Genomic DNA, 12038 nt, shown 5'->3' on the forward strand with positions numbered 1-12038 from the left:
AACGCGCATCGCCCGTGCAGCCGATGCTCGACTTTCCGACTTTGAGGTAGCTGAAATGTTCGAAGAAAATACCGGTGTCATGGCAACGCTTCCTGCCCCGACCGTTGATGGTGCAGTCGATGGCACGCTGGATCCGCAAGCGCTGGAGCCGCGGACTGCCGTGCGCGTGCGCGCCTATCCCGGAATGAAAACCAGTGATGTGATTGACCTGTTTCTGAAGCCCGCAGGAGGTGCGACAAGGCTGGTCGACAAAATCAAGATCAGGGCCAACCAAGGTGAAACGGCGCCGGTTTTTCGTATCGATTCGAGCCTCTTCGCGCAATACCTGAGCAATTTTATCGAATTGAATTACGAGGTGTCGTTCGGCACTCAGCGATTGCACACCTCGCAAACGCTGCGCCTTGAAATCAAGGCAGGCTTTGAAGTTGGGCAAACGCTGGATCTGAGTTCGTTCAATTACGTGCTCGTCACTGGTAAGCCTCCGAACAATCCACCTGCGTTCAGCCGCATCACTCGCGAAGCGACGTGGGGAGTGGCGCCTTACGAGTACAGCAGCAGCGATTCCACGGTAGCGGTGGTTGATCAGCAGGCAGAAGTGACTGTCGCCGGTAATGGAACGTGCCTGATCAGTGCCACGGACAGCGCCGGCGAAACGCAGAAGTATCAACTGACAATCAGCGGCATCGGCCAATTGAGTTTTCTCACTGCCACCGCCACCTGGGCGGGTATGCGCAATGCCTGCTCGATCGCCGAATTGCAGCCAGCGACACTGGCGCAAATGCGTCAGCTACTGAAGGTCTACGACAGCCATGCCGGGTCACTGACTGATTACCTCGGACGCTCGCCGTACCCGTTCTGGACCGACGATCTCAACGGCGCCAACACCGCGTGGATCGTGGATCTGGACAAACCGGCAGGCCTCCCTCTGGATCCAAATCCCACTTCGGCTGACCTGAGCGAGGAGCATCAGGTGCTGGGTGTTTCGATGAGTTGAGTCTGCGCGTGACGTAGCACCGGGAGAGATTCCATGAACGTACATCGTTTGCTGGTCAACAGCACGCTATCGCTCTGCCTGTTATCTGGCGGATTCGCTTGGGCGGTCACTGGCCCGGAGGTCGCGCACGTCCTGAACAGCCGTTACGCGATCGATCAGCAACTGTGTCCGGGCAACACCCACCCTTACCATTGCAGTGGAGTGCTGGTGCGCGGTTCGCAGGTCAGTGCCGGGCGCCCCTTCTGGATGCTCAGCACGGAGGCGACGGGGGCGGGTTTTGAACGATTTGCCTACCTGCGCAAAGACATTTCCCGCGATCCTGCGCTGTTGCAGAACGGCTATGTGTTCGCCGATATTTTCACCGCACTGGGTTTGGGTAAAACCTTGGATGTTTTGCATCCCGAGCCGCGCGCTGAAGCGCAGGTCAAGAACTGGAATGATCAGTCGCCTCAGGAGATACCCGTCCAGGGATTGTTTTACGACCGCAACTGGCCGACGGGACTACTGGCCGCGCAGCGTGATCAGCGCGACTACTTTCAGGCGACCGGGGTGTGGTTGCCGGTTTTGCGCCTGGATTTGCGCGATGCCGCGCAACAGGTGTTCGGCTTCAATCAACAGGACCAATTGTACGCCGGCTATCAGGTAGCCGCACGGCTGAATGCACGGTTTCGGGATACCGCCGTGGCCTGTCGTGACGGCAGCGCAGCGTTTCACTGCAATGGTGTGTTGCTCCGCGGCACGGCGGCGTCGACGCAGTTTCATGCGTGGAATCCCAGCCCCAATTCGGTGGGGCGTAACGGGGTGTCGTTCTCCTGGGCCCGAACCGACGTGGGGATGGTGCAAATCGCCGGTAGTCAAGGGCTGATCTTCAAGGAAGCCGCAGCGCCGGCGCCTTACAACGCAGCCTGGCGCTGCGTTTATCCGACCAACGCGGGTACCAGCGGCATCCCCAACAGTTGCCGCACCCACTGCGATGCCCTCGGCGTGACCACGGTGGCCGCATATCGAGCGCAGGGCGGCACATGTTCGTTCAACGTTACGCCGACACAGGTGCAGCTGAGCATTGATGTACGCAATCGCAATCCGGCATGGAACGAAGTGATCATCGCTGCGTGGCCGCAAAACATTCCCCAGCAGTTGCCCCTCGAAGCGATCTTTGTCGTGGCCGGCAGTGCCGGGCTCAAAGATGCCCAGTTCATCCAGCGTGATTTTTATCAACAGACGGCACGCACGCTGCCCGTGGTTCGGATTGCGCTCAATGCGGCCAACGGTGCGCCGTTTGTCTATGAACCCGCGGATCAGGGCGTTCAGTAATTTGTCGGTAAGTGCAGTTCAGGGAGGAATTGTCGTGGGTATAAGAAAGAGAATGGTTGCTTTCCTGGCTTGGTGTTCATTGAGCTTTCTTACCATGCCGATTGCTCTGGCGCTCACCGGACCGGATATAGCTCAAGTGCTCAATGCGCGATTTCGACTGACGGAGGCTGCCTGTCCGGGTGGAACTGCAGTGTATTTGTGCAGTGGCCTGCTGGTGCGGCGCTCACAGAATCCAGCTAACGTGGCGTTCTGGAAATTAAGCCCTGAAGCCGTGTCAGCCGGGTACGAGCGGTTTGATTACTGGCGACTTGATCGCGAGCCGGTTGATGTAAGTGCTCCCAACGGATTTGTGCTGACGGACATTTTGACCGCCATCGGAATCGGCAAAACACTGGAGGTCAACGCTGCGACTGGCGATGCTCAGGCGTTGGTCAAAAACTGGGACGACACGGCGCCGCTGCGCATTCCGTTGCAGGCATTGTTCTATAACCTTGCGGTAGGCGGCTCGCTGCACGCCGCGCAAAGAGACCAGTTGGTTTACTTCCAGGCCACGGGCGAGTGGCTGCCGATCTTGCGACTGCAACGTGATGAGGCCCAGCAGAGCCTTTTCGGCTTCAGCATGGCGGATCAGTTGTATGTCGGCTATCAGGTGGCCGCAAAACTCAACGCCAGGTATGCCGATACCTCCCCGACCTGTCGCGATGGACGGGCGGCGTTTTATTGCAACGGTGTGCTGGTTCGCACCACAGATCAGTCCACGGCGTTCCATTCTTGGAATCCCAGCCCCGGTTCGGTGCGCGGCAATGGCGCCTCGTTCAGCTATTTGAGAGCGGATGCGGGTGTCAGTCGTTTTTACAAATCGCAGGGTTTTGTGATTCGTGAGCAAGCCGCTCCTGCTGGTAATCCGATGAGCTTACGGTGCGCCTACCCCTACGATGCAGGCACTGGTGGGAGCGCGGACGTGTGCAGAACACATGGCGGCCTGTGCAGCGAGTTGGGTGTCAACAGCGTTGAAGTCTGGCTCGCGCGGTATGGCGCTCGCGTGAATGCATCGTGTGCTTTCGACGTTGACCCGCAACAGTTTCAGCTCAGCATTGACGTACGCAAGACCCGTGGTGACTTCTACGGCTGGAACGAATTCATGGTCGCAGCGTGGCCGCAGAACAATCCTGCGCAGTTGCCCATTGAAGCTTTTTTCTACAACGCGCAGGCCTTGGTACCCAGCAACGGATTGCCAGGTGCTCAATACGACCAGAGAGACTATTTTAAGGTCACAGGTCGTTCCATTCCGATCCTTCGCGCCACGCTAGGCACAGCAAGTCCGGTATTTGTTTTCAACCCCTCTGAGCAGGGTCTTTAACCGTTCCATCATGGATGCGCCGCCGCCAACAGCTCTTTGGTGTAGGGATGTTGCGGGTTGTCAAACACGTCGTGACTGGCACCACGCTCTACCACTTGGCCGTCCTTGATGACGATCATGTCGTGTGCCAACGCGCGCACCACCGCCAGATCATGGCTGATAAACAGGTAGGTCAAACCGTATTTTTCCTGCAAATCACGGAGCAGGGCGACCACTTGTTTCTGCACAGTGCGGTCGAGCGCGGAGGTCGGTTCATCGAGCAGGATCAGTGCGGGTTTGAGCACCAGAGCCCGGGCGATGGCGATGCGTTGGCGCTGGCCGCCGGAAAATTCATGCGGGTAGCGATGGCGGCTTTCCGGGTCGAGACCGACTTCCTTGAGCACGCGGATCACTTGCTCATCGCACTCATTGGCCGTCGACTCGCAGTGCACTTCCAGGCCTTCGCTGATGATCTGTGCCACCGACATGCGCGGGCTGAGGCTGCCGAACGGATCCTGAAACACCACCTGCATCTGCCGCCGCCACGGGCGCAGTTGCTTCTGACTGAGGCCGTCCAGCGCTTCGCCCTGAAAGCGAATGCTGCCTTCAGAGTCGAGCAGACGCAGAATCGCCTGACCCAGCGTCGACTTGCCCGACCCGGACTCGCCAACAATGCCCAGAGTCTTGCCGCGCTGAATGTTCAGACTGATGCCATCGACTGCGCGCAGAAACTGCTTGCGCCTGAACAACCCGCCGCTGACCTGGAAATCGACGCGCAGGTCAGCGACCTCCAGCACATTTTCACGTTCGTCACGGGGCAGGGCTTCACCTTCCGGCTCTGCGTTCAACAGCACGCAGCTGTAAGGGTGTTTGGGTTCGGTAAACAGGGTTTCGCAGGGCGCCTGCTCGACGATCTCGCCAGCCTTCATCACGCACACCCGCTGCGCGATGCTTCGCACCAGATTGAGATCGTGACTGATCAGCAGCAGCGACATGCCGAGCCGCTGTTGCAGGGACTTGAGCAGCAAGAGAATCTTGCGCTGCACCGTGACATCCAGCGCCGTGGTCGGCTCATCAGCGATCAACAACTCCGGTTCGCAGGCCAGGGCCATGGCGATCATCACCCGTTGCCGTTGCCCGCCAGAGAGTTGATGCGGATAGGCTTTCAAACGCTCCTTGGGTTTTTGAATGCCGACCAGTCCGAGTAGTTCGAGAATGCGCTGCTGCGCTTGCTTGCCGCCGAGGCCACGGTGCAGCAACAGGGTTTCGCCAATCTGCTTTTCGATGGTGTGCAACGGATTGAGCGAAGTCATCGGCTCCTGAAAGATCATGGCGATGCGATTGCCGCGCAGTTCTCGCAAGACCTTCGGATCAGCACCGAGCAATTCTTGCCCGCGATAGCGGATGCTGCCACGGGTTTGCGCCTCGCTCTCAGGCAGCAGTTGCAGGATCGAATGCGCGGTCACCGATTTCCCCGAACCCGATTCGCCCACCAGTGCCAGGCACTCACCGGGGCGGATATCCAGGCACAGGTCACGCACCACGGTCTGGCCATGGAAGGCGACATTGAGGTTGCGGATTTCAATCAGGTTTTCTGTCATGGTCACGCTTCAGGATCGAGGGTCAAAAGCGTCACGTAACGCTTCGCCGATGAATACCAATAACGAAAGGATCAACGCCAGGGTAAAGAACGCGGTCAACCCGAGCCACGGCGCTTGCAGGTTCTGCTTGCCCTGACCGATCAGTTCGCCCAGCGAGGCACTGCCGGCCGGCATGCCGAAGCCGAGGAAATCCAGCGCGGTCAGCGTTGAAATCGCCCCGGTCAGAATGAACGGCAGGTAGCTGAGCGTCGCGTTCATTGCGTTGGGCAGAATGTGCCGGAAGATCACCTTGCGGTCAGTCAGGCCCAGGGCGCGTGCGGCTTTGACGTATTCCAGATTGCGCCCGCGCAGGAACTCGGCGCGCACCACGTCCACCAGCGCCAACCAGGAAAACAGCGCCATGATCCCCAGCAGCCACCAGAAATTCGGCTCGACGAACCCGGAGAGGATGATCAGCAGATACAACACCGGCAGCCCCGACCAGACTTCCAGCACGCGCTGTCCGAGCAGGTCGACCCAGCCACCGTAATACCCCTGCAATGCGCCGGCGGCGATGCCGATCAGCGCGCTGACGAAAGTCAGCATCAAGGCAAACAGAATCGATACCCGAGCACCAAAGATGACCCGCGCCAGCACATCGCGCGCCTGATCGTCGGTGCCAAGCCAATTGACCGAAGTCGGCGGACTCGGCGCCGGTTTGTTCAGGTCATAGTTGGGCGTGTCGTCGCTGAACGGAATCGGCGGGAACAGCAACCAGCCGCCGTCCTTGCGAATCAGATTCTGCACGTACTCGCTGCGGTAATCGGCCTGGAACGGCAGTTGCCCGCCGAACTCCTGTTCGGTATGGCGCTTGAACACCGGGAAGTACCATTGGCCCTGATAACTGACCATCAACGGTTTGTCGTTGGCGATCAATTCGCCACCCAGCGTCAGCAGGAACAGGCCGATGAACAGCCACAGCGACCACCAGCCACGACGGTTTTTCTTGAAGCGTTCGAAACGGCGACGACCCAAAGGCGAGAGCTTGAACATCAGGCATTCCTCGCGGCAAAGTCGATACGCGGGTCGACCAGGGTGTAGCAGAGGTCGCCGATCAGTTTTATCAGCAGGCCGAACAGGGTGAAGATGAACAGCGAACCGAACACCACTGGATAGTCCCGCGATACCGCTGCTTCGTAACTCATGCGCCCAAGGCCATCGAGGGAGAAGATCACTTCGATCAGCAGCGAGCCGGCGAAGAACACACTGATGAACGCCTGTGGTATCCCCGAAACCACCAACAGCATCGCGTTGCGAAACACGTGTCCGTACAGCACGCGGCGTTCGCTCAAGCCTTTGGCGCGGGCTGTTACTACGTACTGTCGGGTGATTTCATTGAGGAACGAGTTTTTTGTAAGGATCGTCAGAGTCGCGAATCCACCGATCACCAGCGCGGTGACCGGCAGCACCAGATGCCAGAAGTAATCGGCGATCTTTCCCAGCGTCGATAGCGATTCGAAGTTGTCCGAAACCAGTCCGCGCACCGGAAACCAGTTCAACGAAGTACCGCCGGCGAATACCACGATCAGGAACATCGCGAACAGAAACGCCGGCATGGCGTAACCGATGATGATCGCCGTGCTGCTCCAGATGTCGAAATGGCTGCCGTGGTGCACAGCCTTGCGGATGCCCAGCGGGATCGACACCAGATAGGTGATCAGCGTCGCCCACAATCCGAGCGAAATGGTCACCGGCATCTTTTCCAGAATCAGGTCGGTAACTGTTGCACCACGGAAGAAGCTCTTGCCGAAGTCCAATTGCGCGTAATTCTTCAGCATCAGCCACAGGCGCTCGTGGGCCGGTTTGTCGAAGCCGTACTGTTTTTCAATGTCCTTGATCAATTGCGGATCGAGGCCACGGCTGGCGCGCGAAGCGTTGCTCGATGTCTCGCCGGCTCCGCCGCCGACACTGGCGCCGCCAATGCCTTGCAGATGGGCGATGGCTTGTTCCACTGGTCCGCCGGGCGCGGCTTGGATGATGACGAAATTGACCAGCAGGATGATCACGAGCGTCGGAATGATCAGCAGCAGGCGCCGCAGTATGTAACCCCACATCAGTGCGGCCCTCCGGGTCTGCCGCGACTGATTTTCTCGGCGGTCATCTGCTGATTGGTCAGTGGCGTGCGGCTGATTTCCCACCAGCTCTCGATGGCTTCGTCATTGCTCGCCTGCACCGTGGGAATGCCGAAGCGGTTCCACCACACGGTCGAGGTGCCCGGCGGGTAATAGTTGGGAATCCAGTAGTAATTCCATTGCAGCACCCGGTCCAGCGCATGGGCGTAATGCAGCATGTCCGACTGAGTAGAGGCGCGGATCAGGCCGTTGATCAAGGTGTCGACCGCCGGGTTTTTCAACACCATGTAATTGTTCGCGCCGGGATCGTTGGCCGCTGCCGAGCCGAAATAGTTGAGCAACTCACCGCCCGGAGAAGTGGTAACGGGGTAGCCGGTGACGATCATGTCGTAGTCGCGACTCATCAGGCGATTGACGTATTGCGAGGCGTCGATACGACGGATATTCAGCTCGATGCCGATCTGCTTCAGCGTGCGCTTGTAGGGCAACAGCAGGCGGTCCATGCCGTTCTGGCTGACCAGAAAAGTGAAGCTCAGCGGCTCGCCGGCGCCGTTGACCAGTTGATCGCCATCCGGTTTCCAGCCGGCCTGCTCGAGCAGTTGCAGGGCTTGCAACTGCTTGTCACGGATGATGCCGCTGCCGTCGGTCTTCGGCGCCTCGAAGACTTTAGTAAACACTTCTTCGGGAATCTGATCGCGCAGTGGTTCAAGGATTTTCAGTTCCTGTGCGTCGGGCAACTGTCGGGCGGCGAGATCGGTGTTGGAAAAGTAGCTCTGCTGGCGGATATAGACGTTGCGCATCATCTGCCGGTTGCTCCATTCGAAGTCCCAGAGCATCGCCAGTGCCTGGCGTACCTGGCGGTCCTGGAACATCGGCTTTTGCAGATTGAACACGAAACCCTGGGCCGATTGCGGCGCTTCAGTGGCGAGGTGGGCCTTCTGCAAACGGCCATCGCTGAGGGCGGGACTGTCGTAGCCGATCGAATAGCCGGTCGCGGAAAACTCGCGGTTGTAGTCATAGGCACCGCCACGCAGCACCTGACGGGCGACATCGGTGTCGCCGAAGTACTCGATACTGAAATGGTCGAAGTTGTACAGGCCGCGACTGACCGGCAGGTCCTTGCCCCACCAGTCGCCATTGCGTTCGAAAGTGATGCTGCGCCCGGAGTCGACCTTGCCGACCCGGTACGGCCCGCTGCCCAGCGGCGGCTCATAACCACCGCCGCCGGCGAAATCGCGACTCTTCCACCAGTGTTCGGGGAACACCGGCAGGGTCGCGATATCCAGGGGCAGGGTGCGGTTTTCGTTACTTTTGAAATCGAAGCGCACGGTCAGTGGTGCCTCGATTTCGACGCCTTTGACGTCGGCAAACTGGGTGCGATAACGCAGGCTGCCCTGGGTCATCAGCAGGTTGTAGGTGTAGCGAACGTCTTCGGCGGTAATCGGTTTGCCATCGGCAAAGCGCGCCTTCGGGTTGATGAAAAAGCGCAGCGACAGACCGTCTTCAGAGCGTTCCATTTTCTCCGCCACCAGACCATACACCGTGTAGGGCTCATCCAGCGAGCGCTGGGCCAGTGGCGAATACAGCAGGCCGTCGATCTGCGTCACGCCGATGCCTTTGTCTATATAGGGCAGCAGATGATCGAAGTGGCCGATTTCGATTGCCGAGCGCCGCATCGTCCCACCCTTCGGCGCCTGCGGATTGGTGTAGTCGAAATGGCCGAAGCCGGCGGGGTATTTGGCCGGTTCGCCGTAAACGGTCAGTGCGTGTTGCGGGGCAGCGGTCGCACCGGCGGCACCCGTGAGCAGGGCGAGGGCGGTGAGCATCAGTGTGGGAAAAACCAGTCGCATCGTCAGCCTTGGAACGCAAAATCGATAAGCGCAAGTTGTACGCGAGCGGCGCGCCACTCGCCAGCCGTATATGTAACCGAAACACAACGGCCCACCAAAGGGTGGGCCGTTGTCAGCAACAGAACGACGAATCAGTCCTGACGGCTGGTGACTTCCAGCAGGTGGTAACCGAACTGGGTCTTCACCGGGCCTTGCACGACGTTGATCGGCGCGCTGAACACCACGGTGTCGAATTCCTTGACCATCTGGCCAGGACCGAACGAACCCAGGTCACCGCCCTGACGGCTGGATGGGCAGCTGGAGTTGGCTTTGGCGACTTCAGCAAAATCGGCGCCGGCTTCGATCTGAGCCTTGAGTTCGTTGCACTTGTCTTCGCTGGAAACCAGGATGTGGCGGGCAGTGGCTTTGGCCATGGGGAATTCTCCGAACTGTTTCAATAAAAGGTGGAGCGTACCGGAATCAGTCGGTGAATTCTCGGCAAAGTTCCATTCTGATTCCCTGACTCTACTCAAAGATCCGCCGCACGCAGGCGCCGGGCATGCTCGACGTACAGCTCGATAGGGTCCGGCGAAGACGCGGTTACGCCCGGGCTGCGCCGCAAGCTCGCCAGGTGATCCATTGGATAATCAGAGCGTATCACTTGGCCGAGATGGCTACTGAAGCGTCCGACGAAGCCGTCATTCTGCTGGGGTTCGGTGGTGAAATACTGCGACAGGACGCGGCAGGTTGCTTGAACCGGATCCAGCGCCGGCAGCCTGGATTGCGCAACAACCCCGCTCCACGAGTAGTAACGCACGCCGTTGACTTGCTCCGGGCCGTGACCGCCCCAGGCGTGTGGCAGGCCTTGTGGGAATTTGTCATTGAATTGACCGACGCCGACGGTGGTCAGTGCGTTGAGTGCGGCCACTGCATTCTGTGGCAGTGCCACGCTGCCACTGAGCAGCGACAACAAATCGGCAAATTGCGTCGCCACGTTTTGTGCAACGACCTCCGGCAGCTTGCCCGGGACCAGTGCCTTGCGCAGGAAGTCGGCGAGCTCCGAACCATGGTTCGGACCACTGACGGAGGTGACTGAAGCGACGACGTTTGGTGCAAGCGCTGCCGCATAGCGTGCAGCGAGTGCACCTTGACTGTGTCCTATAAGGTTGACTTTCTTCGCGCCTGTGCCTCGCAGCACGCAGGCCATCTGTGACAGCAATTGCTCACCCCGCATTTCATTGTCATGGGTGGCCGAAAGGTGTGGAACAAACAATCGACAGCCAGCTGCTTTCAGCGCGGATTTGACGTCATGGAACAGCTCGAAATGACCGATACGCTCGAACCCGAACAGACCGTGGACCAACAGGATGGGATAACGAGTTGTAGCATTCCGTTGCATGTTCTTACCTTTTTCGTAGAAGTTCATCGGGAAATCACCGAGCCACTCTAAAACACCCCTGTCGCTGAGGAAGTACGAAGAGGCTTCGCGTTGTGTTTGAAAATGGACTACGAGGCGTACGAAATTTCGGAGAGCTGTGAAATCCGAATCGGAAGTTCAGTGGGTCGTTTGTCGGCATAACAGCGCGAACGCCCCGGTTGCCTACCTTGCGAGTAGCGCTTGCGCCGTCGTTGCGGTGTATTCGGCTGACATCAAGAACATTCGAAGAAGTCCTCAATGTAGATGTCAGTGTCGCCATTCGGGGCGGCACGTTTTCCAGGGAGTGGAAACGAAAATGAATAGCCATGAAGTCGAGTTTTGCTGGCGGATGCGTCAGCCGATGGTTGCCGAAGTGTCCATCGAAACTCTTGTCGCGCCGATGATTGACGGGCTCAGTGGGAGCGTGTTGGATCCTTCAGTGGTCAAAGCCATCGTTCGCATTTCTCCTTATGCCAACATGAGCTGCGGCGATCAGTTGATGCTGTATTGGGAGGGGCTGGATATCGAAGGCTTCACCTATCAATACGAGAGTGTTCGATTCATCAGCCAGGCTCAGGTCGGCAGGGACGTAATCTTCGTCATCAAGGCCATGCATGTGGCTGCGCTGGATGGAGGCTCGCTGGAGGTTTACTGGACACTGCAAAGTGCGTCCGCGCCCAAGGCAGTGGAATCTGCACGCCTGCAACTGTCTGTGGGCGACATACGCACGCAATTGTTGGCGCCACAGATCGAAGGCTCGGTAAACGGAGCGCTGGAGCCATCGCGAGTGGCCGAGGGCACCCTGGTGACTCTGCAGCCTTACGCGAGGATGTCGGCGGGCGATCGGGTGATGTTGTCCTGGCACGGCGATACCTCGCCCGAGATCTTTACCGACTCATTGAACGTGGAGGCCTACTCCGTCGCGCAATGCCTGTCGTTCTGGGTGCCGGGTAGCTACATCGAAGCTCACCGAGGTGGTGAAGTGGTCGTCGCCTACCGTGTCGAACAACGCTGTGGAACGGTTCGAGCGTCCGAGCCTGCCACGGTTTTCCTAGGGCCTGCAGTGCGTGCGCAATTGCCTGCGCCGGATGTCGTCGAGGCAGTTGAAAACGTGTTGTCACTGAAGGATTCGGTCGACGGCGTTTCCGTTCTCATCGAAGGGGCGCAGGTGCAAGAGGATGAGTTGGTCTATCTCAAGTGTGACGGTGAGTTCTTCAGTCACCGGGATGATCTTGAAATTACGCGGGAGACGGCTGGTCAAGCGGTGTGTTTCATTGTCCCTCACCGGTTCTGGCGTGAACATCACGGCACAACGGTGCAGATCGCCTACACCGTGGAGCGTCTGGACGATGTCAGTCAGCAATCCCCCGTTAGGCAAATCAGCGTGGAGGCTTTGCCAGTGAATGCCGGCCCTCCGCGCTTTGAATGAGCGG

General features: G+C 58.7%; 10 protein-coding genes. 4 read left to right on the forward strand and 6 right to left on the reverse strand.

Annotated features, from left to right (window positions below; genetic code table 11):
• Positions 1-55 precede the first annotated feature (55 nt).
• The 3 genes from J5M66_RS09120 (at position 56) to J5M66_RS09130 (ending at position 3668) form a co-directional block, all read left to right on the forward strand.
• Positions 56-994, forward strand: coding sequence for a hypothetical protein (locus tag J5M66_RS09120; protein ID WP_206420408.1), 939 nt, complete (start codon positions 56-58; stop codon positions 992-994).
• 33 nt (positions 995-1027) lie between these two features.
• Positions 1028-2308, forward strand: a complete 1281-nt coding sequence (locus tag J5M66_RS09125; RefSeq protein WP_206420407.1) for a hypothetical protein — start codon at positions 1028-1030, stop codon at positions 2306-2308.
• A 94-nt stretch (positions 2309-2402) separates the two neighbouring features.
• Entirely contained in the window at positions 2403-3668 is a 1266-nt protein-coding gene (locus tag J5M66_RS09130) for a hypothetical protein (RefSeq protein WP_206420405.1), read from the forward strand.
• Positions 3669-3676: 8 nt separating this feature from the next.
• On the opposite strand, the gene J5M66_RS09135 is transcribed toward J5M66_RS09130, so the two are convergent.
• From J5M66_RS09135 to J5M66_RS09160, 6 genes are all read right to left on the reverse strand, one after another.
• A complete protein-coding gene (locus J5M66_RS09135; RefSeq protein ID WP_206420404.1) occupies positions 3677-5248 on the reverse strand; it encodes an ABC transporter ATP-binding protein in 1572 nt (523 codons plus the stop codon).
• Between the two features lie 9 nt (positions 5249-5257).
• Positions 5258-6280 (reverse strand): ABC transporter permease, encoded by a 1023-nt coding sequence (locus tag J5M66_RS09140; protein ID WP_024012756.1) that lies wholly within the window; start codon positions 6278-6280, stop codon positions 5258-5260.
• On the reverse strand, positions 6280-7341 hold the full coding sequence (locus tag J5M66_RS09145) for a microcin C ABC transporter permease YejB (protein ID WP_071172270.1): 1062 nt from the start codon (positions 7339-7341) through the stop codon (positions 6280-6282). The genes J5M66_RS09140 and J5M66_RS09145 overlap by 1 nt, the downstream gene beginning before the upstream one ends.
• Positions 7341-9209 carry an extracellular solute-binding protein gene (locus J5M66_RS09150; RefSeq protein ID WP_123442623.1) on the reverse strand — a complete coding sequence of 623 codons (1869 nt, stop codon included), beginning with the start codon at positions 9207-9209 and terminating at the stop codon, positions 7341-7343. The genes J5M66_RS09145 and J5M66_RS09150 overlap by 1 nt, the downstream gene beginning before the upstream one ends.
• 131 nt (positions 9210-9340) lie before the next feature.
• Positions 9341-9622: a peptidylprolyl isomerase gene (locus tag J5M66_RS09155; protein ID WP_016774509.1), complete on the reverse strand. Its 282-nt coding sequence runs from the start codon at positions 9620-9622 to the stop codon at positions 9341-9343.
• 95 nt (positions 9623-9717) lie between these two features.
• Positions 9718-10587, reverse strand: a complete 870-nt coding sequence (locus tag J5M66_RS09160) for a triacylglycerol lipase (RefSeq protein ID WP_123442786.1) — start codon at positions 10585-10587, stop codon at positions 9718-9720.
• A gap of 334 nt (positions 10588-10921) precedes the next feature.
• On the opposite strand from J5M66_RS09160, the gene J5M66_RS09165 reads away from it, so the two are divergent.
• On the forward strand, positions 10922-12034 hold the full coding sequence (locus J5M66_RS09165; RefSeq protein ID WP_123442622.1) for a hypothetical protein: 1113 nt from the start codon (positions 10922-10924) through the stop codon (positions 12032-12034).
• Positions 12035-12038 lie beyond the last annotated feature (4 nt).

Origin of the sequence: Pseudomonas sp. 67(2021) (assembly GCF_017491835.1) — a bacterium.
Lineage (GTDB): Bacteria > Pseudomonadota > Gammaproteobacteria > Pseudomonadales > Pseudomonadaceae > Aquipseudomonas > Aquipseudomonas atacamensis.

Excerpts from the sequence above, each read along its gene's own strand:
- J5M66_RS09120 (WP_206420408.1), top strand. The coding sequence starts at position 56 with ATGTTCGAAGAAAATACCGGTGTCATGGCAACGCTTCCTGCCCCGACC.
- J5M66_RS09125 (WP_206420407.1), top strand. The coding sequence starts at position 1,028 with ATGAACGTACATCGTTTGCTGGTCAACAGCACGCTATCGCTCTGCCTG.
- J5M66_RS09130 (WP_206420405.1), top strand. The coding sequence starts at position 2,403 with ATGCCGATTGCTCTGGCGCTCACCGGACCGGATATAGCTCAAGTGCTC.
- J5M66_RS09135 (WP_206420404.1), bottom strand. The coding sequence starts at position 5,248 with ATGACAGAAAACCTGATTGAAATCCGCAACCTCAATGTCGCCTTCCAT.
- J5M66_RS09140 (WP_024012756.1), bottom strand. The coding sequence starts at position 6,280 with ATGTTCAAGCTCTCGCCTTTGGGTCGTCGCCGTTTCGAACGCTTCAAG.
- J5M66_RS09145 (WP_071172270.1), bottom strand. The coding sequence starts at position 7,341 with ATGTGGGGTTACATACTGCGGCGCCTGCTGCTGATCATTCCGACGCTC.
- J5M66_RS09150 (WP_123442623.1), bottom strand. The coding sequence starts at position 9,209 with ATGCGACTGGTTTTTCCCACACTGATGCTCACCGCCCTCGCCCTGCTC.
- J5M66_RS09155 (WP_016774509.1), bottom strand. The coding sequence starts at position 9,622 with ATGGCCAAAGCCACTGCCCGCCACATCCTGGTTTCCAGCGAAGACAAG.
- J5M66_RS09160 (WP_123442786.1), bottom strand. The coding sequence starts at position 10,587 with ATGCAACGGAATGCTACAACTCGTTATCCCATCCTGTTGGTCCACGGT.
- J5M66_RS09165 (WP_123442622.1), top strand. The coding sequence starts at position 10,922 with ATGAATAGCCATGAAGTCGAGTTTTGCTGGCGGATGCGTCAGCCGATG.